Source organism: Rubrivivax gelatinosus, assembly GCF_004340905.1.
Lineage (GTDB): Bacteria > Pseudomonadota > Gammaproteobacteria > Burkholderiales > Burkholderiaceae_C > Rubrivivax > Rubrivivax gelatinosus.
In genome coordinates, this window is the sequence record NZ_SLXD01000002.1 from 23,649 (window position 1) to 49,985 (window position 26,337).

21 protein-coding genes and 1 pseudogene are annotated in these 26,337 nt (G+C 71.9%); 8 read left to right on the forward strand and 14 right to left on the reverse strand.

Features of this window, described 5'->3' with window-relative positions; translation table 11 throughout:
- Window positions 1-131 precede the first annotated feature (131 nt).
- Window positions 132-512: a helix-hairpin-helix domain-containing protein gene (locus EV684_RS03305; RefSeq protein ID WP_207184622.1), complete on the reverse strand. Its 381-nt coding sequence runs from the start codon at window positions 510-512 to the stop codon at window positions 132-134.
- Between the two features lie 5 nt (window positions 513-517).
- Window positions 518-1,213, reverse strand: coding sequence for a transcriptional repressor LexA (lexA, locus tag EV684_RS03310; RefSeq protein WP_132644797.1), 696 nt, complete (start codon window positions 1,211-1,213; stop codon window positions 518-520).
- Between the two features lie 68 nt (window positions 1,214-1,281).
- Between lexA and EV684_RS03315 the strand changes: the two genes are divergently transcribed.
- Window positions 1,282-2,226, forward strand: coding sequence for an asparaginase (locus EV684_RS03315; RefSeq protein WP_132644798.1), 945 nt, complete (start codon window positions 1,282-1,284; stop codon window positions 2,224-2,226).
- Window positions 2,227-2,233: 7 nt separating this feature from the next.
- On the opposite strand, the gene EV684_RS03320 is transcribed toward EV684_RS03315, so the two are convergent.
- From EV684_RS03320 to dapC, 8 genes and pseudogenes are all read right to left on the reverse strand, one after another.
- A complete protein-coding gene (locus EV684_RS03320) occupies window positions 2,234-2,668 on the reverse strand; it encodes an Ohr family peroxiredoxin (RefSeq protein WP_132644799.1) in 435 nt (144 codons plus the stop codon).
- 37 nt (window positions 2,669-2,705) lie between these two features.
- Window positions 2,706-3,167, reverse strand: a complete 462-nt coding sequence (locus EV684_RS03325; RefSeq protein ID WP_132644800.1) for a MarR family winged helix-turn-helix transcriptional regulator — start codon at window positions 3,165-3,167, stop codon at window positions 2,706-2,708.
- A gap of 95 nt (window positions 3,168-3,262) precedes the next feature.
- Window positions 3,263-5,245, reverse strand: coding sequence for an ABC-F family ATP-binding cassette domain-containing protein (locus tag EV684_RS03330; protein WP_132644801.1), 1,983 nt, complete (start codon window positions 5,243-5,245; stop codon window positions 3,263-3,265).
- Window positions 5,242-6,111: a 50S ribosomal protein L3 N(5)-glutamine methyltransferase gene (gene prmB / locus EV684_RS03335; protein WP_132644802.1), complete on the reverse strand. Its 870-nt coding sequence runs from the start codon at window positions 6,109-6,111 to the stop codon at window positions 5,242-5,244. The genes EV684_RS03330 and prmB overlap by 4 nt, the downstream gene beginning before the upstream one ends.
- Window positions 6,108-7,253 carry a succinyl-diaminopimelate desuccinylase gene (dapE, locus tag EV684_RS03340; protein ID WP_132645198.1) on the reverse strand — a complete coding sequence of 382 codons (1,146 nt, stop codon included), beginning with the start codon at window positions 7,251-7,253 and terminating at the stop codon, window positions 6,108-6,110. The genes prmB and dapE overlap by 4 nt, the downstream gene beginning before the upstream one ends.
- Window positions 7,254-7,478: 225 nt before the next feature.
- Window positions 7,479-8,450: pseudogene (locus EV684_RS03345) on the reverse strand (PilT/PilU family type 4a pilus ATPase); the annotation flags it as partial.
- Between the two features lie 29 nt (window positions 8,451-8,479).
- Window positions 8,480-9,301 carry a 2,3,4,5-tetrahydropyridine-2,6-dicarboxylate N-succinyltransferase gene (dapD, locus tag EV684_RS03350; RefSeq protein ID WP_132644803.1) on the reverse strand — a complete coding sequence of 274 codons (822 nt, stop codon included), beginning with the start codon at window positions 9,299-9,301 and terminating at the stop codon, window positions 8,480-8,482.
- The gene (dapC, locus tag EV684_RS03355) at window positions 9,298-10,494 is read right to left on the reverse strand and encodes a succinyldiaminopimelate transaminase (protein WP_132644804.1); all 1,197 of its coding nucleotides are present in this window, start codon (window positions 10,492-10,494) and stop codon (window positions 9,298-9,300) included. The genes dapD and dapC overlap by 4 nt, the downstream gene beginning before the upstream one ends.
- A 110-nt stretch (window positions 10,495-10,604) precedes the next feature.
- Between dapC and EV684_RS03360 the strand changes: the two genes are divergently transcribed.
- A complete protein-coding gene (locus EV684_RS03360; RefSeq protein ID WP_132644805.1) occupies window positions 10,605-11,792 on the forward strand; it encodes an acetyl-CoA C-acyltransferase family protein in 1,188 nt (395 codons plus the stop codon).
- Window positions 11,793-11,840: 48 nt separating this feature from the next.
- On the opposite strand, the gene EV684_RS03365 is transcribed toward EV684_RS03360, so the two are convergent.
- Together EV684_RS03365 and queF are read right to left on the reverse strand one after the other, a co-directional pair.
- Window positions 11,841-12,281, reverse strand: coding sequence for an SET domain-containing protein (locus tag EV684_RS03365; protein WP_132644806.1), 441 nt, complete (start codon window positions 12,279-12,281; stop codon window positions 11,841-11,843).
- Window positions 12,278-12,721: a preQ(1) synthase gene (gene queF / locus EV684_RS03370; protein WP_132644807.1), complete on the reverse strand. Its 444-nt coding sequence runs from the start codon at window positions 12,719-12,721 to the stop codon at window positions 12,278-12,280. Before queF ends, EV684_RS03365 begins: the two co-directional genes overlap by 4 nt.
- A 138-nt stretch (window positions 12,722-12,859) precedes the next feature.
- On the opposite strand from queF, the gene smc reads away from it, so the two are divergent.
- From smc to EV684_RS03395, 5 genes are all read left to right on the forward strand, one after another.
- A complete protein-coding gene (gene smc / locus EV684_RS03375) occupies window positions 12,860-16,375 on the forward strand; it encodes a chromosome segregation protein SMC (RefSeq protein WP_132644808.1) in 3,516 nt (1,171 codons plus the stop codon).
- Window positions 16,372-17,424 carry a cell division protein FtsZ gene (locus tag EV684_RS03380; RefSeq protein WP_132644809.1) on the forward strand — a complete coding sequence of 351 codons (1,053 nt, stop codon included), beginning with the start codon at window positions 16,372-16,374 and terminating at the stop codon, window positions 17,422-17,424. Before smc ends, EV684_RS03380 begins: the two co-directional genes overlap by 4 nt.
- 17 nt (window positions 17,425-17,441) lie before the next feature.
- Window positions 17,442-19,529, forward strand: a complete 2,088-nt coding sequence (gene ligA, locus EV684_RS03385) for an NAD-dependent DNA ligase LigA (RefSeq protein WP_132644810.1) — start codon at window positions 17,442-17,444, stop codon at window positions 19,527-19,529.
- The gene (gene def / locus EV684_RS03390; RefSeq protein WP_132644811.1) at window positions 19,529-20,065 is read left to right on the forward strand and encodes a peptide deformylase; all 537 of its coding nucleotides are present in this window, start codon (window positions 19,529-19,531) and stop codon (window positions 20,063-20,065) included. Before ligA ends, def begins: the two co-directional genes overlap by 1 nt.
- Window positions 20,066-20,138: 73 nt before the next feature.
- Window positions 20,139-22,133 carry a DUF6600 domain-containing protein gene (locus tag EV684_RS03395; RefSeq protein WP_132644812.1) on the forward strand — a complete coding sequence of 665 codons (1,995 nt, stop codon included), beginning with the start codon at window positions 20,139-20,141 and terminating at the stop codon, window positions 22,131-22,133.
- 157 nt (window positions 22,134-22,290) lie between these two features.
- Here the strand turns inward: EV684_RS03395 and EV684_RS03400 are convergent, their stop codons facing one another.
- On the reverse strand, window positions 22,291-22,935 hold the full coding sequence (locus tag EV684_RS03400) for an arylesterase (RefSeq protein WP_132644813.1): 645 nt from the start codon (window positions 22,933-22,935) through the stop codon (window positions 22,291-22,293).
- Between the two features lie 4 nt (window positions 22,936-22,939).
- Here EV684_RS03400 and EV684_RS03405 point away from each other — a divergent pair, with 4 nt between their 5' ends.
- Entirely contained in the window at window positions 22,940-23,623 is a 684-nt protein-coding gene (locus EV684_RS03405; protein ID WP_132644814.1) for an ABC transporter ATP-binding protein, read from the forward strand.
- Here the strand turns inward: EV684_RS03405 and EV684_RS03410 are convergent, their stop codons facing one another.
- Entirely contained in the window at window positions 23,624-26,251 is a 2,628-nt protein-coding gene (locus tag EV684_RS03410; RefSeq protein ID WP_132644815.1) for a zinc-dependent metalloprotease, read from the reverse strand.
- Window positions 26,252-26,337 lie beyond the last annotated feature (86 nt).

A 26,337-nucleotide genomic window follows, 5' to 3' on the forward strand; every position in this document is an offset into this window, starting at 1 on the left:
CGGGTCAGTTCATGGGTCGTTCATCACCCGGGCAGCGGCCGAGTGCCCGGCTGCCAGCGACAGCCGAGGCGATGGTTCAAGAGGAGAAAGTGCCGCGGCGGCTGCGCGGCCGCCGCGTCAACGGCCGGTGCTCAGACCGTGCCGTAGACCGCCTTGCGTTCGGCGGTGTAGGTCCACCAGGGGCGCGGCTCGGCGCCGCGCATGAAGTCGACGGCGGACATGAAGGTGTCGAGCACGCAAGGATCCTGGCGCTTGCCGCTGGCCTCGCAGAGCGCGCGGTACAAGGCCAGCGCGTCGCGCTCGGCCAGTTCGCGCGGGTGATGGATGCCCAGCTGGCGCAGGTCGCTGGCGATCGACGGGCCGATGTTGGGCAGTTGCTCGAGCACTTCGCACTCGTCGGCCGAACGAGCCTTCAGCGGCCGGGGAGCCTTGGGCGCACGCGGCGCCGGCTCCGGCCGCGCCCTGGGCGGGGGCGCTGAGGGCAGCGTGCGGCGGGCGTACGGCGTGTCCATCAGACTCACATCAGCATCGTGTTGCGGATCAGCCCGACCGCGATGCCTTCGAGCTCGAAACCCTGGTCGCTGCCTTCCAGCGGCACGACGATGGTCTGGAAGTCGGGGTTCTCCGGGATCAGCTCGATCGCGGCCTTGGTGCGGCGGAAACGTTTGACGGTGACGTCGTCGCCCAGGCGCGCGACGACGATCTGGCCGTTCTTGGCTTCGTGCGCCTTCTGCACCGCGAGCAGGTCGCCGTCCATGATGCCGGCGTCGCGCATGCTCATGCCGCGCACCTTGAGCAGGTAGTCGGGCTTGCGCTGGAACAGCGAGGCCTCGACGACGTAGCTCTGGTCGATGTGCTCCTGCGCCAGGATCGGGCTGCCGGCGGCGACCCGGCCCACGAGCGGCAGCGTCAGCTGCGCCAGGCTGGGCAGCGGCAGGCTGAACTGCTTGCCGTGCTGCGACAGGCGCGCCTCGGCCAGCGCACGCAGTGTGTCAGACTTCAGCCGGATGCCACGCGAGGTGTTGCCGACGAGTTCGATGACGCCTTTGCGGGCGAGCGCCTGCAGGTGCTCCTCGGCCGCGTTGGCCGAACGGAAGCCCAGCTCGGCGGCGATCTCGGCCCGGGTGGGCGGGGCGCCGGTGCGCTCGATCGCGCTTTGCACGAGGTCGAGGATCTGCTGCTGTCGCGGCGTGAGCTTGGGGCTGTCGTCCATCGCGTGATCCGGTCTTTGAGACTGGAGATTCATCCAGATCACTGTATTTTCATCCAGAGGACCACGGAATGCAAAGCGAATCGCCTGTCGTCGCGCTGGTCGCCACCGGCGGCACGATCGCCGGCACGGCGGCGCGCGGCGACGATCTCGTCGGCTACGACGCCGGCGCGCTGTCGGCCGAGCAGCTCACCGCCGCGGTGCCGGCGCTGGCCGGCGAGGCGCTGGAGACCTGGACGCTGGCGCGGCTGGACAGCTGCGACATGGACCACGCGACCTGGGCGCTGCTGCGCCGCGAGCTGCAGTCACGGCTGGCGCGGCCCGAGGTCGCCGGCGTCGTCGTCACGCACGGCACCGACACGCTGGAGGAGACCGCCTGGTTCCTGCACCGCACGCTGGCCGCGCCCAAGCCGGTGGTGCTGACCGCGGCGATGCGCCCGGCCAGCGCGCCGTCGCCCGACGGCCCGCAGAACCTGCTCGACGCCGTGCGCCTGGCGCGTGAGCCCGGCGCCCGCGGCGTGCTGGTCGCTTTCGGGGGCAAGGTGTACGCAGGGGAAGAACTGCGCAAGCTGCACGGCTGGCAGCTCGACGCCTTTTCGGCGGGTGACGCCGGGGCCTTGGCGCTCGTCGAGGACGGCGCCTTGCGCCGGCTGCGCGACTGGCCGGTGCCCGAACTGCATCGCGCGCCGGTCGGCGAAGTGCCGCCGGCGCAATGGCCGCGAGTCGAGATCGTCACCAGCCATGCCGGCGCCAGCGGGCGCATCGTCGATGCGCTGGTGGCCGACGGGGTGCACGGCCTGGTGATCGCCGGCACCGGCAACGGCACGGTGCACACGGCGCTGCGCGAAGCGGCGGCGCGGGCGCTGGCGGCCGGGGTGGCCGTCGTGCGCGCCTCGCGCTGCCTGGCGGGCGGCGTCGTCGGCACGACCGACGGCGCCTTGCCGCACTACGGCGCGGCGACACCGGCGCAGGCCCGCATCGAGCTGATGCTGGACCTGCTGGCGCGCCGCGCCTGAACCGCCGTCAGGCGACGGCGAGCGCGACGTCGACGTTGCCGCGCGTCGCGTTGGAGTACGGGCAGACCTCGTGCGCCTCGGCGACCAGCGCCTCGGCTTCGGCCTTCTCGAAGCCCGGCAGCGAGACCGTCAGCGCAACGGCGATGCCGAACGCGCCCGGCTTGCCGGCGTGCGGTCCGATCGAGACTTCGGCGTGGATCGACACGTCGGCGGGAATCGCCTTCTTGTGGCGGGCGCCGACAGCCTTCAGGGCGCCGATGAAGCAGGCGGCGTAGCCCGCGGCGAAGAGTTGCTCGGGGTTGGTGCCGGCGCCGTCGTCGCCGCCCAGCGCCTTGGGCGTCGACAGCTGGATGTTCAGCCGGCCGTCGTCGGACTTGGCGGTGCCGGTGCGGCCGCCGGTGGCGGTGCCGCGGGCGGTGTAGAGCGCTTTTTCGATGGCCATGGAATGTCTCCTTGCAGTGGCGTCGTGAAGGGCGGCCTCAGGCCGCGCGGGGAAGGGATTCGTTGATGCGCTGTCGCAGGGCCTGCACACGCTCGACGAGCGCGGCGAGTTCGGCGGCGTCGCAGTCGACACCGGCGAGCAGCCGGCCTTGCAGTTCGACGGCCTGGGCTTGCAGTGCCCGGCCGGCGTCGGTGGGTTCGACGTGCACGCGGCGCTGGTCGGCCGCGTCGCGCTCGCGGCGCACGAGGCCGGCGCGTTCAAGCCGGCGCAGCAGCGGCGTCAGCGTGCCGGACTCCAGGTCCAGGCGTTCGCCGATGCCCGACACCGTCTGCCGGCCTTCGTGCCACAGCACCAGCATCACGAGGTACTGCGGGTAGGTCAGGCCCAGCGGCTCGAGCAGCGGCCGGTACAGCCGCGTCATCGCCAGCGAGCCCGCGTACAGCGCGAAGCAGAGCTGGCGTTCCAGCGGCAGCAGGGCGGGGGCGTCGGGCGAGGCCATGCGGCGCACTGTAGCCAGTTGCACGCAACTCGGTTGCGCACAACTTGATACGCCGACCGGCCGAAGGGTTGAAGCCGGCAGCGCCGGCATCGAACTCAGTTATCGGCTTGAAGCGCCTCGATCTCGGTCTGCAGCTCGAGCCAGCGCTCCTCGAGCAGGCCGGTCTCGGCCGCGGCATGGTTCAGGCGGCGGCCGGCTTCGGCGATCTCGGCGCCGGACATCGTGCCGCTAGCGAGCTGGGCCTCGAGCGCGGCGCGTTCTGCGGCCAGCTTCTCCAGCCGGGTGTCGATCTGCGCCAGCTCGTTGCGCAGCGGGCGGGTACGGTTGGCCAGCGCCTGGCGCGCGTGCGCGGCCTGCTTGCGGTCTTCGCGGCGGTCACCGGCGGCCTGCGGTGCCGGACGCGCCGGCGGCGCGGCCTTGCTCTCGACCGGTGTCGCCGGCACAAAAGCCGCCGGCCGCGGCGGCGGTGGCGGCTCCTGGCCACGCGCCGTGGCACGCGACACCTCCAGCAGCCAGCGCTGGTAGTCGTCGAGGTCGCCGTCGAAGGGCTCGACACCGCCGCGGCTGACGAGCCAGAACTCGTCGCAGGTCTCGCGCAGCAGCGCGCGGTCGTGGCTGACCAGCATCACCGTGCCTTCGAACTCGTTGAGCGCGATCGACAGCGCCTCGCGCGTCGTCAGGTCCAGGTGGTTGGTCGGTTCGTCGAGCAGCAGCAGGTTGGGGCGCTGCCAGACCAGCATCGCCAGCACCAGGCGCGCCTTCTCGCCACCGGACAGCGAACCGACGGCCTGCGTGACCATGTCGCCGGTGAAGCGGAAGCGGCCGAGGAAGTCGCGCAGCTCCTGCTCGCGTGCCGCCGGGCCGACGTCGCGCGCCAGCCGCACCATGTGCATCAGCGGGCCGTCGTCCAGCGACAGCACGTCCAGCTCCTGCTGGGCGAAGTAGCCGATGACCAGGCCCTTGCCCTCGGTCATCGTGCCGGCCAGCGGCGGCAGCGCGCGGGCGATGGTCTTCACCAGCGTCGACTTGCCCTGGCCGTTGGCGCCGAGGATGCCGATGCGCTGGCCGGCGAGCACCGAGCGGCTGACCTTCTGGACGATCGGGATGCGGCCGTAGCCGCAGACCAGGCCGTCGAGCGACAGCATCGGGTTCGGCAGGCTGGCCGGTTCGCGGAACTCGAACTCGAAGTCGCTGGCGGTCAGCACCGGCGCCAGCTTCTCCATGCGCGCCAGCGCCTTGACCCGGCTCTGCGCCTGCTTGGCCTTCGTCGCCTTCGCCTTGAAGCGGTCGATGAAACGCTGCAGGTGCGCGATCTTCTCCTGCTGCTTGGCGAACGCCGCCTGCTGCTGGCTCATGCGCTCGGCACGCATCTCCTCGAAGGTGCTGTAGTTGCCGCCGTAGCGCGTCAGCGTGCAGTCGTCGAGGTGGACGGTGACGCGGGTGATCGCGTCGAGGAACTCGCGGTCGTGGCTGATGACGACCATCAGGCCGTCGAAGCGCTTGAGCCAGGCTTCGAGCCAGACCAGCGCGTCCAGGTCCAGGTGGTTGGTCGGTTCGTCGAGCAGCAGCAGGTCGGCCGGGCACATCAGCGCGCGCGCCAGCTGCAGCCGCATGCGCCAGCCGCCGGAGAAGCTGTTGACCGGCGCGTCGAGCTGGTCGCTGCGGAACCCCAGGCCCAGCAGCAGCGCCTGGGCGCGCGAGCGCGCGTCGAAGGCGCCGGCTTCGTCGAGCCGCATGTGGGCTTCGGCGATCGCGTGGCCGTCGCCCGAGGCTTCGGCCGCGGTCAGCGCGGTCTGCGCCTCGACCAGCGGGATGTCGCCCTGGAGCACGAAGTCGGTCGCACCGTCGTCGGTCTCGGGCATGTTCTGGGCCACCTCGCCCAGGCGCCAGCGCGGCGGGATCTCGACGTCGCCGGTGTCGGCCTGCAGCCGGTTGGTCAAGAGCGAGAACAGGCTGGACTTGCCGGCGCCGTTGCGGCCGATCAGGCCGACCTTCTCGCCCGGCTGCAGCACCAGGTTGGCGTTCTGCAGCACGACCTTGACGCCGCGGCGCAGCGTGATGTTGCGCAGCGTGATCACAGGCCGGCCTCCAGCGCCTGCGCGGTCAGCAGCAGCACCTGGTCCTCGCCGGCGCTGGTTTCCAGCCAGACGGCTTCGAGGCGCGGGAACGCGGCCTCGAAATGCGCGCGCTCGTGGCCGATCTCCAGCACCAGCACGGCGTGCGGCGACAGATGTGCCGGCAGCGCGGCCAGCAGCGCACGCACGAAGTCCATGCCGTCGTCGCCACCGTCCAGCGCCAGCGCCGGCTCGGCGCGGTACTCGGGCGGCAAGGCCTGCATCGACCTCCGGTTGACGTAAGGCGGGTTGCAGAGCACGAGGTCGTAGACGCCGTCGGCGGCCGCCAGGCCGTCGCCCTGGCGCAGGCGGATGCGCGACTGCAGGCCGTGGCGCTCGACGTTCAGCGCGGCGACCGCCAGCGCGTCGGCGCTGAGGTCGCTGGCGTCGACCTGGACCTCGGGCCAGGCCATCGCCGCCAGCACCGCGAGGCTGCCGTTGCCGGTGCACAGGTCCAGCACGCGCCGCGTGCGGTCGGAGAGCCAGGCGTCGATCGTGCCGTCGGCCAGGGGCTCGGCGATCAGCGAACGCGGCACGATGACGCGCTCGTCGACGGTGAAGGGCACGCCTTGCAGCCAGGCCTCGCCGGTCAGGTAGGCGGCGGGCTTGCGCGTGGCGATGCGTTCGGCCAGCAGCGTCTCGCAGGCGGCGACGTCAGCCGCCGACAGTTCACGCGCGGCGTGTTCATCCAGCGTGTCCAGCGGCAGGCCCAGCTTCCACAGCACGAGCCAGGCGGCTTCGTCGAAAGCGTTGGTGGTGCCGTGCCCAAACGAAACGCCCGCCTCGGCGAGGCGGGCGCTGGAGGTCTCGATCAGCTCGATCAGGGTCATCGGAGATAGCGTTGCAGCGTGCCGCGGTAGACGTTCTTCAGCGTCTGGACCGAGGCCGCGTCGACGTGTTCGTCGATCTGGTGGATGGTGGCGTTGAGCGGCCCGAACTCGACGACCTGCGGGCAGATCGCGGCGATGAAACGCCCGTCGGAGGTGCCGCCGGTGGTGCTGAGCTCGGGTTCGACGCCGCATTCGGCGGCGATGGCCGCGCCCAAGGCGTCGATCAGCGGGCCGGGCGTCGTCAGGAAGGGGCGGCCGGAGAGCGTCCACTCCAGCCGGTGCTCGACGCCGTGGCGCGCCAGCACCTCGTCGACACGCGCCTGCAGCGACTCGGGCGTGGACTCGGTGCTGAAGCGGAAGTTGAAGTCGACGACGAGTTCGCCCGGGATGACGTTGCTCGCCCCGGTGCCGCCGTGCAGGTTGCTGACCTGCCAGCTCGTCGGCGGGAAGAAGGCGTTGCCCTCGTCCCAGCGTGTCGCCGCCAGCTCGGCCAGCGCCGGCGCGAAGGCGTGGATCGGGTTCTTCGCCAGTTGCGGGTAGGCGATGTGGCCCTGCTTGCCGATGACGGTCAGCCGGCCCGACAGCGATCCGCGGCGGCCGTTCTTGACCATGTCGCCCAGCCGCGAGACCGAAGTCGGCTCGCCGACGATGCAGGCGTCCAGGCGCTCGCCGCGTTGCTGCAGCCGCTCGACCAGGCGCACGGTGCCGTCGACCGACGGGCCCTCTTCGTCGCTGGTCAGCAGGAAGGCGATCGCGCCGGCGTGGCGCGGGTGCGCGGCGACGAACTCCTCGACGGCGACGACCATCGCCGCCAGCGAGCTCTTCATGTCGGCGGCGCCGCGGCCGTAGAGCCGGCCGTCGCGGTGGCTGGGCACGAAGGGATCGCTCGTCCAGCGCTCCAGCGGGCCGGTCGGCACGACGTCGGTGTGGCCGGCGAAGGCCAGCACCGGGCCCGGCAGGCCGCCGGCGCGGCGCGCCAGCAGGTTGGTGACGCGGAAGTTCTCCGGGCCGCAGACCAGCGTTTCGCACTCGAAACCCAGCGCCATCAGGCGCGAGGCGATCAGCGCCTGGCAGCCGGCGTCTTCGGGGGTGACCGAACGCCGAGCGATCAGCTGCTCGGCCAGACGAAGCGCGTCGCTCATCGCACGCTCCAGGGGGGCGCCGCCGCTGCTGCGGCCGTCCTCGGGGCGCACGTCGATCGTGATCTCGGTGAAGCTCGCCGGTTCCATCTCGTCGGCCGGCTTGGGCGGCGGGGCCTTGGCGGTGGCGCCGCCGGCGGGCTCGTTCTGCAGCCGCCACAGCAGGTTGGTCGGCGAGTCGGCGTAGGCCAGGCCTTCCTCGCGCGTGATGACGCCTTCGTTGATCAGGCGCGCCAGGTCCTGCTCGAAGGTCATCGAGCCCTCGGCCAGGGACTTCTCGACCGCTTCCTTGACGCCGGCGAGGTCGCCCTTCTCGATCAGCTCGGAGACGAGCTTGGTGTTGAGCAGCACCTCGACGGCCGGTACACGCCCGCCGGTGGTGGCACGCAGCAGGCGCTGCGAGATCACCGCGCGCAGCCCGGAGGCCAGGTCCGACAGCAGCGTCGGCCGGGCTTCCGGCGTGTAGAACGACAGGATGCGGCCCAGCGCGTGGTAGCTGTTGTTGGCGTGCAGCGTCGCCAGCACCAGGTGGCCCGACAGCGCGTACGAGGTCGCCGCGGTCATCGTCTCGCGGTCGCGGATCTCGCCGATCATGATGCAGTCGGGCGCCTGGCGCAGCGCGTTCTTCAGCGCGATCTGCAGGCTCTGCGTGTCGCGGCCGACCTCGCGCTGGTTGACGATCGACTTCTTGTTCGAGAACAGGAACTCGATCGGGTCCTCGATCGTCAGCACGTGGCCGGTGACCTGCTGGTTGCGCCACTCCAGCATCGACGCCAGCGTCGTGCTCTTGCCCGTGCCGGTGGCGCCGACCATCAGGATCAGGCCGCGTTTCTCGACCACCAGCTGCGACAGGATAGTCGGCAGGCCCAGCGAGTCCAGCGCCGGGATCTGGTGCGGGATGCAGCGGAAGACCGCGGCGACGGTGCCGCGCTGCTTGAAGGCCGACAGCCGGAAGCTGCCGACCCGCGGGATGCCGATGCCGACGTTGAGCTCGCCGGTGTCGTCCAGCTCCTCGAGCTGGTGCGGCGTCAGCAGCTCGGCGAGCAGCTGGCGCGTCTGCGTCGGGCTCAGCAGCTGATCCGACAGCTGCAGGATCTGGCCGTGGATCTTGATCAGGATCGGCGTGTTCGCCGACAGGTAGACGTCGGAGGCGTTCTTCTCCGCCATCAGGCGGAGGACCCGTTCCATGTTGCCCGACATGCCGATCCTTTCGTCGATCCCGCTGCGGCTCAGGCCCGCAGGAGGTCGTTGATGCTGGTCTTGGCGCGGGTGGCGGCCGTGACCTGCTTGACGATCACCGCGCAGTACAGGCTGTGGCTGCCGTCGGCCGCCGGCAGCGAGCCGCTGACGACCACCGAGCCCGCCGGCACGCGGCCGTAGCTGATCTCGCCGGTCATGCGGTTGTAGATCTTGGTGCTCTGGCTGATGAACACGCCCATCGAGATCACCGAGTTCTCCTCGACGATCACGCCTTCGACGACTTCCGAGCGTGCACCGATGAAGCAGTTGTCCTCGATGATCGTCGGGTTGGCCTGCAGCGGCTCGAGCACGCCGCCGATGCCGACGCCGCCCGACAGGTGCACGTTCTTGCCGATCTGCGCGCAGGAGCCGACCGTGGCCCAGGTGTCGACCATCGTGCCTTCGTCGACGTAGGCACCGATGTTCACGTAGCTGGGCATCAGCACGACGTTCTTCGCCTGGAAGCTGCCGCGGCGCGCCACCGCCGGCGGCACGACGCGCACGCCGGTGGCACGCAGGGCCTCGGCGTCGGCGCCGCCGTACTTGGTCTGCACCTTGTCGAAGAAGCTCAGCTCGCCGGCCTGCATCAGGCGGTTGTCGTTCAGGCGGAAGGACAACAGCACCGCCTTCTTGACCCACTGGTTGACGGTCCACTGGCCGACGGCCTGGCGTTCGGCCACGCGCAGGCGGCCGGCGTCGAGTTCGTCGATCACGTGCTCGACGGCGTCGCGCACCTCGGGGGCGTTGACGGCGTTGATCTCGGCACGCCGTTCCCAGGCGAGGTCGATGGTGGCTTGGAGCTGGGTCGTCATCGTGTGAGGCTTTCGGTGTAGGAAACGATGCGCTCGGCGGCTTCGAGGCATTCCTCGAGCGGGGCGACGAGCGCCATGCGGACGCGGCCGGCGCCGGGGTTGCGGCCCTGCGCACTGCGCGCCAGCAGGCTGCCGGGCAGGACGGTCACATTGTATTGAGCGAGCAGGCCCTGGGCGTAGGCGACGTCGTCGCCGCCGGGGACGGCCGCCCAGAGATAGAAGCCGGCGTCCGGCAGCGCGACGTCCAGCACGCCGGCCAGGCGCGGTGTGACGGCGGCGAACTTCTGCCGGTAGGCCTCGCGGTTGGCGACGACGTGGGTCTCGTCGTTCCAGGCGGCGACGCTGGCGCGCTGCACCAGCGGGCTCATCGCGCTGCCGTGGTAGGTGCGGTAGAGCAGGAAAGCCTTCAGCAGTGCGGCGTCGCCGGCGACGAAACCCGAGCGCAGCCCCGGCACGTTGCTGCGTTTGGACAAGCTGGTGAAGGCGACGAGGTTGCGGAAGTCGCTGCGGCCGAGTTTCGCCGCCGCCTCCAGCCCGCCCAGCGGCGCTTCGTCGCGGAAATAGATCTCGGAGTAGCACTCGTCGCTGGCGATGACGAAGCCGTGGCGGTCGGACAGCTCGAACAACCGCGCCCACTCGTCCAGCGGCATCACCGCGCCGGTCGGGTTGCCCGGCGAGCAGACGTAGAGCAGCTGCGTCGCGGCCCAGGTCGCGTCGTCGATCGCCGACCAGTCGGCGGCGAAGTTGCGCGCCGGGTCGCTGGGCGCAAACGCCGTGCGCGCGCCCGCCAGCAGCGCCGCGCCTTCGTAGATCTGATAGAACGGGTTGGGGCAGACGACGGTGGCGTTCTCGCGTGTCGGGTCGATCACCGTCTGTGCGAACGAGAACAGCGCCTCGCGCGAGCCCAGCACCGGCAGCACCTGGCTCGCCGCGTCGACCGTGATGCCGTAACGCCGGCCCAGCCAGGCGGCGCAGGCTTCGCGCAGCGCCGGCTCGCCGGCGGTCGCCGGGTAGGCGGCCAGCGACTTCAGGTTGGCCACCAGCGCTTCTTCGAGCAAGGCCGGCGCCGGGTGTTTGGGCTCGCCGATGCCCAGGTTGACCGGCCGCAACGCCGGGTTGGGCACCAGGCCGCGCGTCAACTCGCGCCAACGCTCGAAGGGATAGGGGTTCAGGCGCGCGAGCAAGGGATTCATGGCGCGGATTATCCCGGAGGGACTTGTCGCCACCGGCCGCCACAATGGACCGCACAGCCGAGCGTGCCGGACTGCACGCACCCAACGTCCGCCAGAGCCAGGAGACCCCCATGAGCCTTCCCCGCGAACTGTTCGTCGTGTCTGCCGCCCGCACCGCCATCGGCACCTTCGGTGGCAGCCTGAAGGACTTGCCGCTCGCCGACCTGGCCACGCTGGCCGTCAAAGCCGCACTCGAGCGCAGCGGCGTACCGGCCGACGCCGTCGGCCACCTGGCAATGGGCACGGTGATCCCGACCGAGCCGCGTGATGCCTATCTGAGCCGGGTGGCCGCCGTCGGCGCCGGGCTGCCGCACGAGGTGCCGGCCTTCAACGTCAGCCGCCTGTGCGGCTCGGGGCTGCAGGCCATCATCTCGGCAGCGCAGGCGATCACGCTGGGCGACTGCGAGATCGCCGTCGGTGCCGGTGCCGAGAACATGTCGCGCGGCGCCTACCTGATACCGGGTGCCCGCTGGGGCACGCGCATGGGCGACGCCCAGATCCTGGACTTCATGATCGGGGTGCTGAACGACCCGTTCCACAAGATCCACATGGGTCTGACGGCCGAGAACGTCGCCGAGCGCTACGGCATCACGCGCGAGCAGATGGACGCGCTCGCGGTCGAGAGCCAGCGCCGTGCCACCGCGGCCATCGAGGCGGGCCACTTCCGTACGCAGATCGTCCCGGTGGTGCAGCAGACGCGCAAGGGCGACGTCGTCTTCGACACCGACGAACACGTCAAACCGGCGACGACGCTGGAGACGCTGACGAAGATGAAGCCGGCGTTCAAGAAGGACGGCATGGTCACGGCCGGCAACGCCTCGGGCATCAACGACGGCGCGGCCGCGCTGGTGCTGGCCAGCGCCGAGGCGGTCAAGGCGCACGGCTTGAAGCCGCTGGCGCGGCTGGTCGGCTACGCCCACGCCGGCGTCGACCCGGCGCTGATGGGCATCGGCCCGGTGCCGGCGACCCGCGCGCTGTTGGCGCGAACGGGCCTGCGCATCGGCGACTTCGACGTCATCGAGGCCAACGAAGCCTTCGCCGCCCAGGCCTGCGCGGTGTCCAAGGAACTCGACCTGGACCCGGCCAAGGTCAACCCCAACGGCTCGGGCATCTCGCTGGGCCACCCGATCGGCGCCACCGGCGCGGTCATCACCACCAAGGCGATCTACGAGTTGCAGCGCATAGCCGGCCGTTATGCGCTGGTGACGATGTGCATCGGCGGCGGCCAGGGCATCGCGGCGGCCTTCGAAAGGGTTTGAGCCGTCCTGCCCCCTCTCCCGCGCGCGGGAGAGGGGGCCATGCAGCCGTTACAGCGCGCCGCGGCAACCGGGCGCGCCGCAGCGGCACGGCAGCGTGCCGCCGTGGTGCGTCTCGCCGTAGTCGACGGTGATCTCCTCGCCCGGGGCGATGGCGCGCAGCGAGAAGAACTCGACGCGGCCGTTGTCCAGCACCAGCCGGGCGTTGGGCCGGCAGCTGTGGTTGGTGTAGCGCATCGGGTCGGTCGACAGCGTGAAGTCGATCGCGCGCCTGGGCGACAGCTCGACGATCATGATGCGTTCGTGCCGCGTCGCGCGGATGCGCGCCTGCTCGACGCTCAGCGCCTCGCCGCGGATCTCGCCGATCTTCACGCGCTCGGGAATGGCCTCGGCGGCAAAGACGCCTTGGCCGTCGATCGTGCTGGCGGCGACGTCGACCGCGTACTTCTGGTAGGGCCGGCGCTCGACCTGCGGCGCCTGGCGCTCGTTCACGCCTGCGGCGCCGGCAGCACGACCGGCGCGGCCGGCTTCCAGCCCTTGGCGCGGTGCTCGACGGTCACGTGGGTGCCGATGCCGCCGCGCACGAACCAGTTGCCGTGGATGCGCAGGAAACGCGGCTGGATGGCCTTCACGATGTCCTCGAGGATGGTGTTGGTCACCTTCTCGTGGAACGCGCCTTCGTCGCGGTAGCTCCAGAAATAGAGCTTCAGGCTCTTCAGTTCGACGCAGAGCTTGTCGGCGACGATCTCGATCGTGAAGTGCGCGAAGTCGGGCTGGCCGGTCAGCGGGCACAGGCAGGTGAACTCGGGCACGTCGAAGCGGATCACGTAGTCGCGTTCGGGCGCCGGGTTCGGGAAGACCTGCAGCTCCTTGCTGGGCTGGGTGGGGGGCACCGCGGGGGCGGTGCGCTGGCGGGCGGGGGTGCGGGCCATCGGGTCGGGCGGGCGGAGCCGGGGGAGGGAAGGGGCGCGATGCTATCATCCGGCCACCAGCGCGCTCCCCCGTCGAGCGCGTTTTGCCATGTAGATCAAGCACTTGCGTGTTTTGACCCGCCGTCAGCGGCCGCCTCGATGCGACTGAACCAGATCAAGCTCGCCGGCTTCAAGTCCTTCGCCGAACCGACCACCTTCCAACTGCCCGGGCAGCGTGTCGGCGTCGTCGGGCCGAACGGCTGCGGCAAGAGCAACATCATGGACGCGGTGCGCTGGGTGCTCGGCGAGAGCAAGGCCAGCGAGCTGCGCGGCGAGTCCATGCAGGACGTGATCTTCAACGGCTCGGGCCAGAGGAAGCCCGCCAGCCGGGCCAGCGTCGAACTCGTCTTCGACAACGCCTCGGGGCGCGCCGGCGGCCAGTGGAACGCCTTCGGCGAGATCGCCGTCAAGCGCGTGCTGACACGCGACGGCACCTCCAGCTACTTCATCAACAACCAGCCGGTGCGCCGGCGCGACGTGCAGGACGTGTTCCTCGGCACCGGCCTGGGCCCGCGCGCCTACGCCATCATCGGCCAGGGCACGATCAGCCGCATCATCGAGAGCCGCCCCGAGGAGCTGCGTCTGTTCCTCGAAGAGGCCGCCGGCGTCTCCAAGTACAAGGAACGCCGCCGCGAGACCGAGAACCGGCTCAAGGACACGCGCGAGAACCTGACGCGGGTCGAGGACATCCTGCGCGAGCTGAACCTCAACCTCGAGAAGCTGGAGAAGCAGGCCGAGGTCGCCACCGCCTACCGCCGGCTGCAGGACGAGGGCACGACCAAGCTGCACCAGCTGTGGTTCCTGAAGGCGCGCGACGCCGCCGGCGAGGAAGAACGCGTCAAGACCGCGGTGCTGGCCGCGACCAACGTGCTCGAGCAGCGTCTGGCCGAGCTGCGCCACGTCGAGGCCGAGCTGGAACAGCTGCGCCAGGCGCATTACGAAGCCAGCGACGAGCTGCACGCGCGCCAGGGTTCGCTGTCCGAGGCCGCGCTGGAAGTGAGCCGGCTCGAGGAACGCATCCGCTACGTCGTCGACGGCCGCCAGCGTGCCGAGCAGCGCCTGGCCGCGCTGGACGCGCAGAACGAGGGCTGGCGCGAACGCCAGACCGCCGCCGAGGCCGAGCTGGAAGACATCGCCGGCCAGATCGTCGCTGCCGACGAAGAGGCCGACGTGCTCGTCGCCCAGGCCGAGGACCAGGGGCTGGAGCTGCCGGCGCTGGAAGACGGCCTGCGCGCCGCCCAGGCCGATGCCAACCGCCAGCGCAACGCCGTCACCCAGGTGCAGCAGCAGATCCAGGTGCTGGCCGCCGACAGCCGCAACCTCGACGAGCAGGCGCGCCAGCTGCGCACGCGCCGCGAGCGCCTGGCCGGCGAACGCCAGCAGCTGCAGGCCCCCGACACCGCGCGGCTGGACACGCTGCGCGAGGAAGAAGCCGTCGCCGCCGCGCGCCACGAGGAGGCCGAGGGCCGGCTGCATGAGCTGTCCGAGCAGGTGCCGGCGCTGGACGAACAGCGCCGCGCCGCGCAGGCCGCCGTCAACCGCGAGAACGCCAAGCAGGCCGACATCGCCGCGCGCCTGGAGGCGCTGCGCACGCTGCAGGAGAAGGTGCAGACCGAAGGCAAGCTCAAGCCCTGGCTGGAGCGCCACGGCCTCACCGGCATGCAGGGCCTGTGGCGCCAGGTGCACATCGAACCCGGCTGGGAGACGGCACTCGAAGCCGCGCTGCGCGAACGCCTGAACGCGCTGGCCGTCGGCCGCCTGGACACCGTGCGCGCCTTCGCCGCCGACGCGCCGCCGTCCAGGCTGGCCTTCTACGCGCTGCCCTCGGGCGCGATCGCCAGCACGCACGCCACGCTGCCGCGGCTGTCCGATCTGCTGCGCCTGGGTGACGCCGGCCTGAAGGCCTTGCTCGGCGACTGGCTCGAAGGGGTCTACACCGCCGACTCGCTGGACGCGGCGCTGGCCGCACGCGGCCAGCTGACGCACGGCGAGGTCGTCATGACGCGTGAAGGCCACGCCGTCAGCCAGTACGCCGTCGCCTTCTACGCGCCCGATTCCGAGCAGGCCGGCCTGCTGGCGCGCGCCCAGGAGATCGAGAACCTGGACCGCCAGCAGCGCGCCCAGGCCCTGATCGCCGAGGACACGCGCACCCAGTCCGTGCGCCTGGAAGCCGCCTACACCGAGGCCAGCGGCCGGCTGTCCGCCGCCCGCCGCGAAGCCGCCGACGCGCAGAACCGCGCCCACGCGCTGCACGTCGAGCTGCTGCGCCTGAGCCAGCAGGCCGAGGCCGCGCTGCAGCGCCGCGAGCAGCTGGGCGAGGAAATGGCCGAGATCGATGCCCAGATGGAATCGATCGAGGAACGCCGCGCCGTCGGCGAAGCACGTTTCGAGGAGCTCGACGTCGAGCTCGGCGAGGCCCAGCAGCGCCACGCCGACCTGGAAGACGAGGTCATCGCCGCCGATCGCCGCCTGGCCGACGCACGCGAGCAGCAGCGTGCGCTGGAGCGCCAGGCGCAGGAAGCACGTTTCCAGGCGCGCTCGCTGGCCGCTCGCCGCGACGAGCTGCAGCGTGCGCTGGAGACCGCCGGCGCGCAGATCGCGGCCAACGAGCAGGCCGCCGAGCAGATCCGCGGCGAGCTTGCCGGTTTCGACGACGCCGCGGCCGAAGCCGGGCTGCAGGAAGCGCTGGCGCTGCGCCTGGAGCGTGAACGTGAACTCGGCGCCGCGCGCAGCCGCTACGACGACCTGTCGGCACAGATGCGCCGCGCCGACGAGCAGCGCCTGTCGCTGGAGCACGGCATGGCGCCGCTGCGCGAGCAGATCACCAAGCTGCAGCTCGAGCAGCAGGCGGCACAGCTCGGCGGCGCGCAGTACCTGGAGCAGCTGCAGGCCGCCGAGGTCGACCTGGAGGCGCTGGTCACCGGCATCGAGCAGGGCAGCGTCAAGCTCTGGGGCCTGCAGTCCGAGATCGACCGCATCAACCGCGAGATCGCGGCGCTGGGCGCCGTCAACCTCGCCGCGCTGGACGAGCTGAGCGCCTCGCGCGAGCGCAAGACCTTCCTCGATGCGCAGATGGCCGACCTGACCGACGCCATCAACACGCTGGAAGACGCGATCCGCAAGATCGACCTGGAGACGCGCGACCTGCTGGGCAGCACCTTCAACCAGGTCAACGAGCACTTCGGGCGCATGTTCCCGTCGCTGTTCGGCGGCGGCCAGGCCAGGCTGGTGATGACCGGCGACGAGATCCTCGACGCCGGCGTGCAGGTGATGGCGCAGCCCCCGGGCAAGAAGAACAGCACCATCCACCTGCTGTCCGGCGGCGAGAAGGCGCTGACCGCGATCGCGCTGGTGTTCGCGATCTTCCAGCTCAACCCGGCGCCGTTCTGCCTGCTCGACGAGGTCGACGCACCGCTGGACGACGCCAACACCGAGCGTTACCGCAAGCTCGTCACCGAGATGAGCGCGGGCACCCAGTTCCTCTTCATCAGCCACAACAAGATCGCGATGGAGATGGCCGAACAGCTGATCGGCGTGACGATGCAGGAGCAGGGCGTCTCGCGCATCGTCGCCGTCGACATGGAAGCGGCCATCGGTTTCGCCGAAGCGGCATGACCCTCACCACGGCACTCGCCCTCGTCGGCGGCCTCGTCCTCCTCGCCCTGATCGTCCAGGGCTGGCTTTCCACCCGCCGCGCCGGCCCGCGCCGGCCCGATACCGCGGCGCCGGCGTCCGACCGCGTCGAACCGGGCCTGGGCAGCGCCCCGGCGTCCGGCGACGCGGGCGACGAGCCTTCGCTGGACGCCGCGCCGGCGCCGCACCCGCCCGCCGCGGCGCGCCGCCCGGCACGGCTGGACGCGCTGATCGACGCCATCGTGCCGATGACGCTGGAGTCGCCGGTCACCGGCGACTTCGTGCTCTCGCACCTGCCGCCGTCGCGCCGCGCCGGCACCAAGCCGTTCTACGTCGAGGGCCTGGACACCGAGACCGGCGACTGGCAGCAGCCGGTGGCCGGCCGGCGCTACGGCGAGCTGCAGGCCGGCGTGCAGCTGGCCAGCCGCAGCGGCGCGCTCAACGAGATCGAGTACTCCGAGTTCGTGCAGAAGCTGCAGGCCTTCGCCGAAGCCATCGGCGCGATGCCCGACTTCCCCGACATGCTGGAGGTCGTCGCCCGCGCGCGCGAGCTCGATGGCCTGACCAGCCCGCTGGACGCGCAGCTGACGGTCACGCTGCGCTCCAACCACGTCGCCTGGTCGGTGGGTTATCTGCAGCAGACCGCCAAGCGCCACGGTTTCGTGCCGGGATCTCTTCCCGGGCGGCTGGTGCTCCCGGGTGTGGAAGCCGGCGCGCCGCCGATGCTGGTGCTGAGCTTCGATTCACAGGCCGCGCTGGCCGAGGACGGCCAGCTCGCCGCGGTGCGCGACTGCACACTGACGCTGGACGTGCCTCAGACCGAGGCGCGGCTCGAACCCTTCCCGACCTGGCACCGTCTGACCACGACGCTGGCCGACGAGATGGACGCCAGCGTCGTCGACGACCAGGGTCAGACGGTGACGCTGCACGCCTTCGACGCCATCGGCCGCGAGCTGCAGCAGCTCTATGCCCAGCTCGAGCAGCTGGACCTGGCCGCCGGTTCGCCTGCGGCGCGGCGGCTGTTCAGCTGAGCCTTCAGAATCCCGCCATGCCCGAGACGACCCCCGCCGCGCGTGCGCAGGCGCTGCGCCGCCTGCTCGCCCACCACGCCCACCGCTACTACGTGCTCGACGCGCCGGAGATCCCCGACGCCGAGTACGACCGCCTGTTCCAGGAACTGCAGGCGATCGAGGCCGAACACCCCGAACTGCTGACGCCCGACTCGCCGACGCAGCGTGTCATCGGCCAGATGCTGCCCGGGCTGGTGCCGGTGCGCCACGCCGTGGCCATGCTGTCGATCCGCACCGAAACCGACACCACCGCCGCCGGCGCCGCGGCTTTCGACGCCCGCGTGCGCCGCGAGCTGGAGCTGGGCGAGGACGCGCCGCCGGTCGAATACGCCGCCGAGCTGAAGTTCGACGGCCTGGCGATCAACCTGCGCTACGTCGCCGGGCAGCTGGTGCAGGCGGCGACACGCGGCGACGGCGAGACCGGCGAGGACGTCACGCACAACATCAAGACCATAGTCCAGATCCCGCTGCGCCTGTTCGGCGAGGCACCGCCGGTGCTGGAGGTGCGTGGCGAGGTCTACATGCGGCGCGACGACTTCGAGCGCCTGAACGAACGCCAGCGCGAGAAGGGCGCCAAGACCTTCATCAACCCGCGCAACACCGCCGCCGGCGCGGTGCGCCAGCTCGACAGCCGCTCGCTGGCCGACAAGCGCCTGAGCTTCTACGCCTACGGCCTGGGCGAGGTGCAGGGCTGGACCCAGCCCGCCACGCACAGCGGCACGCTGGACGCGCTGGCCGCCTTCGGCCTGCCGGTCAACGGCGAGCGTGCGGTGGTGCAGGGCGCCGACGGCCTCGTCGCCTTCCACCAGCGCATCGCCGCGGCGCGCGACCAGCTGCCCTTCGACATCGACGGCGTCGTCTACAAGGTCAACGACATCGCGCTGCAGAAGCGCCTGGGTTTCGTCACCCGCGAGCCGCGCTGGGCGGTGGCGCACAAGTACCCGGCGCAGGAGCAGATGACGCGGCTCAACGCGATCGAGATCCAGGTCGGCCGCACCGGCAAGCTGACGCCGGTGGCCAAGCTGGAGCCGGTGTTCGTCGGCGGCACGACGGTGAGCAACGCGACGCTGCACAACCTGTTCGAGCTGCGGCGCAAGGGCGTGCGTGTCGGCGACCACGTCATCGTGCGCCGCGCCGGCGACGTGATCCCGGAGGTCGTCGGCCGCGTGCCGGGCGAACGCTCCGGCTACGTGCCCAACTTCCGCATGCCGCGCGAGTGCCCGGTCTGCGGCAGCGCCGTCGCACGCGAGCGCGGCGGCATCGACCACCGCTGCAGCGGCGGCCTGTTCTGCGCCGCGCAGCGCAAGCAGGCGCTGCTGCACTTCGCCGGCCGGCGCGCGATGGACATCGAGGGGCTGGGCGACAAGCTCGTCGACCAGCTCGTCGACGGCGGCCTGATCCGCACGCTGCCCGAGCTGTACACGCTGGGCGTGCTCAAGCTCTCGGCGCTGGAGCGCATGGCCGAGAAGAGCGCCGCCAACCTCGTCGCCGCGCTGGACAAGAGCAAGCAGACGACGCTGGCGCGTTTCCTCTACGCGCTGGGCATCCGCCAGGTCGGCGAAGCCACCGCCAAGGACCTGGCGCGCCACTTCGGCAGCCTGGACCGCGTGATGGACGCCAGCGTCGAGCAATTGCTGGAGGTGCGCGACGTCGGGCCCATCGTCGCGCAGAGCATCCGCACCTTCTTCGAGCAGCCGCACAACCGCGAGGTCGTGGAGCATCTGCGTGCCGCCGGCATCCGCTGGGACGAGCATGAGGGCGCAGCGGTCGCCAACGCCGCGGCGCTGCCGCTGGCCGGCAAGACGCTGGTGCTGACCGGCACGCTGCCGACGCTGTCGCGCGAGCAGGCCAAGGAGATCATCGAGGCCGCCGGCGGCAAGGTCGCGGGTTCGGTGTCGAAGAAGACGCACTACGTCGTCGCCGGCGAGGAAGCGGGCAGCAAGCTGGACAAGGCGCGTGAACTCGGCATCACGGTGTTGGACGAGGACGGTCTGAAGTCGCTGATCGAGGCGGCCGCGGCCGCTGCCACCACCGAAGAGGCGGCAGCACCCGCCGGGGAGGCCTGATGGCCGTGCACGAGATCCTGAAGATGGGCGATGCGCGCCTGCTGCGCATCGCGAAGCCGGTGCAAGCCTTCGACACGCCCGAGCTGCACGCGCTGGTGGCCGACATGATCGAGACCATGGCCGCCGCCAACGGCGCCGGCCTGGCCGCGCCGCAGATCGGTGTCGACCTGCAGCTCGTCGTCTTCGGCTTCGAGCGCAACGAGCGTTACCCCGAGGCGCCGGCGGTGCCGATGACGGTGCTGTGCAACCCGGTGATCACGCCGCTGGGCGACGAGAAGGTCGACGGCTGGGAAGGCTGCCTGTCGGTGCCGGGGCTGCGCGGCGTCGTGCCGCGTTTTGCGCGCATCCGCTACCGCGGCTTCGATGCCCAGGGCCGGGCCATCGAGCGCGAGGCCGAGGGTTTCCACGCCCGCGTCGTGCAGCACGAGTGCGACCACCTGATCGGCCGGCTGTATCCGACGCGCATGGACGACCTGACGAAACTCGGCTTCACCAGCGTGCTCTTTCCCGATCTGGACCCGGCGGGCGACGACTGAGCGCAGCGGGCGGGATACAGCGGGTTACCCCGGCGCCGGTCGGCGTCATGCCCGCGTCACGCGTTGGAGCTTCATGAACCCCGCTGAACGCCTCGTGCGCCGGCTCGTCGCCGGCCTGCTGACCGTCGTGGCACTCGCCGTCCCGCTGCAGGCGGCGGCGCAGGACGACCCACCGGGCCGTGTCGGCCGCATCGCCGCCGCCGACGGCCGCGTCTGGATCTACGACGACGCCCAGGGCGCCTGGATCGACGCCTCGACCAACCGGCCGCTGACCCGCGGCGACCGCATCTCCACCGACGGTGACGCGCGCGCCACGCTGCGCATCGGCTCGACCACGGTGCGCCTGGCCGGCGGCACCGAGCTGGAAGTGCAGCGCCTGGACGACCAGCGCGTGTCGCTGCGCCTGCACAGCGGCAACGCCGCGTTGCGTGTTCGCTCCAGCGAGGTCGCCGACGAGACCGAACTCGTCACCGACGAAGCCACGCTGCGCCCGCGCCGTGCCGGCTACTTCCGCGCCGACCGTGTCGACGACGTCACCTGGGCCAGCGCCTGGCGCGGCGAGCTGCGTGTCGACCCGCGCAACGACGAGGCCTTCACCGTCGACGACGGCCGCCGTGTCGAGGTCTGGAGCGAACGCGGCCGGGCACAGCGCCGCTGGGACACGCCGCTGGACGACGAGTTCGCCGACTGGGCGCGGCGCGAGGACCGCGCCGACGAACGCAGCGCCGCCTACCGCTACGTCTCGCCCGAGATGACCGGCGCCGAGGACCTGGACCGTTACGGCAGCTGGGACCGCCACCCCGAGTACGGCAACGTCTGGGTGCCGACGGCGGTGCCCGTCGGCTGGGCGCCGTACCGCTACGGCCACTGGGCCTGGATCGCGCCCTGGGGCTGGACCTGGGTCGACGACGCCCGCTGGGGCTTCGCGCCCTTCCACTACGGCCGCTGGGTGTACTGGGGCCGGCGCTGGGCCTGGTACCCGGGGGCCTACGTCGCGCGGCCGGTCTACGCGCCGGCGATGGTGGCCTGGGTCGGCGGCTCGAACTTCAGCGTCTCGGTCAACGTCGGCGGCCCGCCGGTCGGCTGGGTGCCGCTGGCGCCGCGCGAGGTCTTCGTGCCCTACTACCGCGTCACGCCGGTCTACATCGACCGCGTGAACCACCGCCCGCACGGCCCGAGGCGCGTGCAGACAGGGCCCATCATGTACACCAACCAGGGCGTGCCCGGCGGCGTGACGGTCGTCTCGCGCGACGTGCTGGTGCGGCGCGAGCCGGTGGCGCGCTCGGTCGTCGACGTCAAGGTCGGCACCCGCCCGCTGCGGGTGGACAGCCCGTCGGCGCTGCCCAGGCCGCCGGTGGCGGAGCCCGGCCGCCGCCCGGCGCCGCCGTCACCGCGCTGGACCAGCGCCGACGACGGCCGCCGCGGGGCGCCGGCCATCGACCGGCGTGACGACCGCCGCGACGAGCGCAGGGACGACCGCCGAGACGAGCGGCACGACAACCGCAGCCCCGTGCAGGCGGACAGCCCGCGAGACAGCGAACGCCCGGGCATGGCCGTCGGCCGCCCGGTGCCGGTGCCGTCCAAGGCGGCGGACGATGGCCGGGACGATCGCCGCAACGACCGGCGCGACGAGCCCCGGGACGATCGTGGCACGGCGCGGCCGCAGCAACCGGCGGTCAAGGTCGGCCCCGACCACGCGATGCCCCGGCGCGAGCCGGTCGAGCGTGACGATCGCCCGGCCAACGAGCGCCGCGGTGCCAGCTGGACGACGCGTCCCGATGACGAGCGCAGCACGCGCCCGGCGCCGCCGCAGACTGTCGAGCGCCGCGCGCCCGATCAGGGCGTCGAACGCCCGGGTCGAGGGGTCACGCGGCTGCCGGTCGAACCGCCGACACGTCAGGCGATGCCGGAGCGGCCCACCGAAACCCAGCAGGAGCGCCAGCCCGAACGTGCGCCGGAGCGCCCCCAGATGGCGGCACCGCGCCAGCCGGACCGCACCGAGCGTCGCGACGACGGCAAACGCGGTGGCGACGAGCGCCGCGCCGGCCCTCGGCAGGACGAACGCTGACGCCGGCGCTCAGCCCTCGCGCGTGAAATCGCGCGCGGGCCTTCGGCAGGCGCAGAACGCCTTCCGGCGTCCTGCGTCCAGGCTCAGCCCTCGCGCGTGAAATCGCGCGCGGGCCTTCGGCAGGCGCAGAACGCCTTCCGGCGTCCTGCGTCCAGGCTCAGCGCAGCAGCGGCTTGAGCACCGGCCAGACGTTGTCGAGCATCGTCGGCTGGGCCTGCGCGGTGGGGTGGATGCGGTCGGGCTGGAACAGCGTCTCGGCCTCGGGCACGTCGGCCACGCCGCGCAGCAGGAAGGGCACGAGCGCCGCGCCGGTCTCGCGCGCGACCTTGGCGAACGAGGCCGAGAAGTCCTCGGCGTAGCGCCGGCCGTAGTTCGGCGGCACTTCCATGCCGACGACGACGACCTTGGCGCCGGCCTCGCGTGCGCTGCGTGCCATCGTCGCCAGGTTGTCGCGCGTGTTGGCGATCGGCAGGCCGCGCAGCGCGTCGTTGCCACCCAGCTCCAGGACCACCAGGTCGGGCCGGTGCTGCTTGAGCAGCGCCGGCAGCCGCGTGCGGCCGCCGGAGGTCGTCTCGCCGCTGATGCTGGCGTTGACCAGTTTCCAGCCCGGCGCCTGCGCATCCAGGCGCTTGTCCAGCAGCGAGACCCAGCCGCTGCCGCGCGCCAGGCCGTACTCGGCCGACAGGCTGTCGCCGAGCACGAGCAGGGTGCGCGCGTCGGCCGCCGCCGCCGGGCCCGCAAGTGCCGGGGTGACGACGAGCGCGCTAGCATGCGCCAGCCACTGCCGGCGGGTCCACCGCATCCGAATGTCCGATCCGATCATCTCCGTCCAACGCCTCTCGAAGCAGGTCGCCGATTCAACCGGCACGCTGACGATTCTCCACGACATCGATTTCGCGCTTTTTCCCAGGGAGACGGTCGCGATCGTCGGCGCCTCCGGCTCGGGCAAGAGCACGCTGCTGGCGATCCTGGCCGGGCTGGACACGCCGACGGCGGGCACGGTGACGCTGGCCGGCACCGACTTGTTCGCGCTCGACGAGGACGAGCGTGCCGCGCTGCGTGCGCGCCAGGTCGGTTTCGTCTTCCAGAACTTCCAGCTGCTGGGCCATCTGACGGCGCTGGAGAACGTGATGCTGCCGCTGGAGCTGATGGGCCGGCGCGACGCGCGCGCCGCCGCCACCGAGATGCTGCAGCGGGTCGGCCTGTCCGAACGCCTGGGGCACTATCCGAAGCTGCTGTCCGGCGGCGAGCAGCAGCGCGTCGCGCTGGCGCGCGCCTTCGTCGTGCGCCCCGCCGTGCTGCTGGCCGACGAGCCGACCGGCAGCCTGGACTTCGCCACCGGGGCCAAGGTGATGGAGCTGATGTTCGATCTCAACCGCGAGGCCGGCACGACGCTGGTGCTGGTGACCCACGACCCGCAGATCGCCGCACGCTGCGAACGCCAGCTGCGCATCGAGGCGGGGCGCTTGGCGCAGGCGCTGGCGGCCTGATCAGACCCCGGCGCGCTCCAGCCGTGCCTTGAGCGCCAGCCGGATCGTCTGCGCGCTGTCGTCCAGGTGGGCGCGGGTGGCGGCGTCGCGGCGTGCCGGGCGGGCGGCGGCGGCGTCCAGGCGCGCCAGCAGCGTCCTGGCCTGGCTGCGCAGCAGCGCGCGGGCATCGGCGCGTGCCGAGGGCTGCAGCAGCGCGGCTGCCACGCGGTTGGCGTGCTCGCGCTGCAGTTCGCGGCGCGCCGGCGCGATCGTGCTGCCGGCGCCGAGTTCGCTCCAGACCTCGCGCATCAGCCGGCCGTAGAGCTCGGCCAGCCCGAAGGCGTCTTGCGGGTGGTCGACCTTGGCGGCGGCGTCCAGCACACGGCCCGCCAGCGCGTCACCCGACAGCGCGACGAGCACGCTGCGTTGCAGATCCAGCAGGCGCTGCGGCAGCGCGAAGTCGGTCGGCGTGCCCGACTCGCCACGTTCCAGGTAGTCGGGCGCCAGCCGGCGCTGCAGCGCGGGGCTCAGCGCCAGGCCGTCGGCGCCCAGCACGTCTCGCATCAGCAGGTCCAGCGCCTGGCGCTGGGTGTGCGCGGGCAGCGGCTGCAGCGGGTCGCGCCCGCTGCCGGGGTAGTCGCGCAGCGTGCGCACGCCGCCGATCTGGCGCAGCAGCAGCTGCGCGCTTCGGCCGACGTCGTTGAGCGCGAAGGCGATCGATCGCCTCAGCACCGAATAGTCCTCGTCGGGGGACAGCGTGCGTGTCTCCTGACGGCGGAACAGGTCGCGCGCGATCTCCAGGCGTTTGGCGGCGAAGGCGATCGGGTCGGCGCCGAGGTCGAAGACCGCGACCTCGGGGTCCAGGCCGAGCGTGTTGTCCTCGTCGCTGGCGAAGGCGAGCAGCGGGTCTCGGCCGCGTGCGGCGATGCGCTTCAGTTCGGCCTCCTCGTCGGCGGCGGCGATCGGCTTGTAGGCGTACTCGATCGCCCAGTAGTCGTACGGGCCCAGCGTGGTCTGGAACGGCGCGGCCAGCGGCGCGCCCGGGCGCGGCAGGTTGATCGCGTTGTATTCCATCACCGAGCCGGTGGTGCCGTGCTCGCGCGTGAACGCCGGGTCGGCGAGCTGGGCCTCGGTGTAGATGCGCGAGGCGCGGAAGTTGTGCCGCAGGCCGAGCGCATGGCCGACCTCGTGCATCACGGTGTCCTTCAGATAGTCCTGGACGTAGCGCTGGGTGCGCGGGTCGCCGGGCGGCAGGTCCTCGCGCGCGGCGAGCACGTCCAGGCCGTAGGCCAGCTGCGCGGCGGCTTCGTCGGCGAAGCTGCAGGCGGCGTCGTGGCCATCGTGTGCCGGCGCGCCCGCGATACCGGCCAGCACCTGGCTGCGCTCCACGCGTTTGAGTCGTGTCATCAAGGCCTCGACACCGATGTCGGCGTCCAGGATCTCGCCGCTGCGCGGGTCGACCTGGGACGGACCGATCGCGGCGAAGCCCGGTTCCGGGGTGGTCATCCAGCGTACCGAGGCGCGGCCGGCGTCCAGCGTGTCGAAGTCGGCGTCGTCGGGCTGCTGGCGCACGACGATCGCGTCGCGGAAGCCGATGCGTTCGAAGGCCTTGTTCCATTCGAGGATCGCGTCGCGCACGGTCTCGCGCCAGGCCAGCGGCACGTTGCGGTCGATCCAGAACGTGATCGGCTTGACCGGTTCGGAGAGCGGCGCGGCCGGATCCCGCTTCTCCAGGCGCCAGCGGTTCACCCAGCGCTGCCGCGGCGACGTGCCGAGATCGCCGCCGACCTCGAAGCTGCGCGTGGTGAAGCTGCCGATGCGGGGGTCGGCTCGGCGCGCGTGCATCGGCTCGGCCGGCAGCGGCGCCAGCGAGTAGTGCAGACCAACGACGAGGCTGCGTGCGTCGGGCACCCAGCGCGGCAGCGACGGACCGCCCGGCGCCGGCGCGGCCAGTGTCGCGGCGTAGAAATGGTTCGTCGTCTCGATGACCGTGGCCTCGGGCGTATTGCGCACCGCGGCGATCGCGGTGTTGCGTGCGTCCAGCGTGTAGGGCTGGCGGAAGGCGCGCTGCAGCGACATGCCGACGCCCAGCAGGTCGCCCAGGAAGAGCGCGTTGGCCTCGACGAGCACCGCGCCGGTCTGCGGCTGCGGCAGGCTGGCCACCGGCGCGCTGGCCAGCAGGCTGGAGGCGAACGAGGCCGCGGCCGCGCGTGCCTCGGGCGTGCCGGGCTCGGCGTTGGCGACGACGTTGCGCGCCTGCAGCCGCACCTGCTGGTGCTGGCGCACGAACTCGACGAGCTGCGTGCCACCGGCACCCGACACCGGGAAGGCCATCAGCCCGCCCAGCACGCCCGCTTCGGCGATGCCCGAGGCGATCTTGGGCGACAGCAGGAAGGGCCGGCCCCAGGCGGCGGGCGCGAGTTCGATCCAGACCCTGTCGTCCTTGCGCCACAGCGGCAGCGGGCCATCGACGCGGCGGGCGTCCTTCACGACGGCAGCGAAGGCAGGCAGCGCCGCGCTGGCGGGCACCGCCACCCGCGGCGCCGGCACCGCAGCCGGCGTGGCCGCGGGAGGCGTCGCGCAAGCCGCGAGCAGCAGCGCGGCGGCCAGCGGCAGCAGCGGGCGGAGGGGTCGGGGCAGGGCGTTCACGGCGGAATTGTCGAAGCCGTGCGCCCGCCGGGTCCTCGTGATAAGGCGCAGGATTGACCCTCTGCTGCTTCTATCGACCTTCCGTC

Bases quoted from the DNA above. Each gene is read 5' to 3' on its own strand.
- EV684_RS03305 (WP_207184622.1), bottom strand. From the start codon at position 512: ATGGACACGCCGTACGCCCGCCGCACGCTGCCCTCAGCGCCCCCGCCC.
- EV684_RS03395 (WP_132644812.1), top strand. From the start codon at position 20,139: ATGAACCCCGCTGAACGCCTCGTGCGCCGGCTCGTCGCCGGCCTGCTG.
- smc (WP_132644808.1), top strand. From the start codon at position 12,860: ATGCGACTGAACCAGATCAAGCTCGCCGGCTTCAAGTCCTTCGCCGAA.
- queF (WP_132644807.1), bottom strand. From the start codon at position 12,721: ATGGCCCGCACCCCCGCCCGCCAGCGCACCGCCCCCGCGGTGCCCCCC.
- ligA (WP_132644810.1), top strand. From the start codon at position 17,442: ATGCCCGAGACGACCCCCGCCGCGCGTGCGCAGGCGCTGCGCCGCCTG.
- EV684_RS03325 (WP_132644800.1), bottom strand. From the start codon at position 3,167: ATGGCCTCGCCCGACGCCCCCGCCCTGCTGCCGCTGGAACGCCAGCTC.
- dapD (WP_132644803.1), bottom strand. From the start codon at position 9,301: ATGACGACCCAGCTCCAAGCCACCATCGACCTCGCCTGGGAACGGCGT.
- EV684_RS03400 (WP_132644813.1), bottom strand. From the start codon at position 22,935: ATGCGGTGGACCCGCCGGCAGTGGCTGGCGCATGCTAGCGCGCTCGTC.
- def (WP_132644811.1), top strand. From the start codon at position 19,529: ATGGCCGTGCACGAGATCCTGAAGATGGGCGATGCGCGCCTGCTGCGC.
- dapE (WP_132645198.1), bottom strand. From the start codon at position 7,253: ATGAGCGACGCGCTTCGTCTGGCCGAGCAGCTGATCGCTCGGCGTTCG.
- lexA (WP_132644797.1), bottom strand. From the start codon at position 1,213: ATGGACGACAGCCCCAAGCTCACGCCGCGACAGCAGCAGATCCTCGAC.
- EV684_RS03320 (WP_132644799.1), bottom strand. From the start codon at position 2,668: ATGGCCATCGAAAAAGCGCTCTACACCGCCCGCGGCACCGCCACCGGC.
- prmB (WP_132644802.1), bottom strand. From the start codon at position 6,111: ATGACCCTGATCGAGCTGATCGAGACCTCCAGCGCCCGCCTCGCCGAG.
- EV684_RS03315 (WP_132644798.1), top strand. From the start codon at position 1,282: ATGCAAAGCGAATCGCCTGTCGTCGCGCTGGTCGCCACCGGCGGCACG.
- EV684_RS03405 (WP_132644814.1), top strand. From the start codon at position 22,940: ATGTCCGATCCGATCATCTCCGTCCAACGCCTCTCGAAGCAGGTCGCC.
- dapC (WP_132644804.1), bottom strand. From the start codon at position 10,494: ATGAATCCCTTGCTCGCGCGCCTGAACCCCTATCCCTTCGAGCGTTGG.
- EV684_RS03380 (WP_132644809.1), top strand. From the start codon at position 16,372: ATGACCCTCACCACGGCACTCGCCCTCGTCGGCGGCCTCGTCCTCCTC.
- EV684_RS03360 (WP_132644805.1), top strand. From the start codon at position 10,605: ATGAGCCTTCCCCGCGAACTGTTCGTCGTGTCTGCCGCCCGCACCGCC.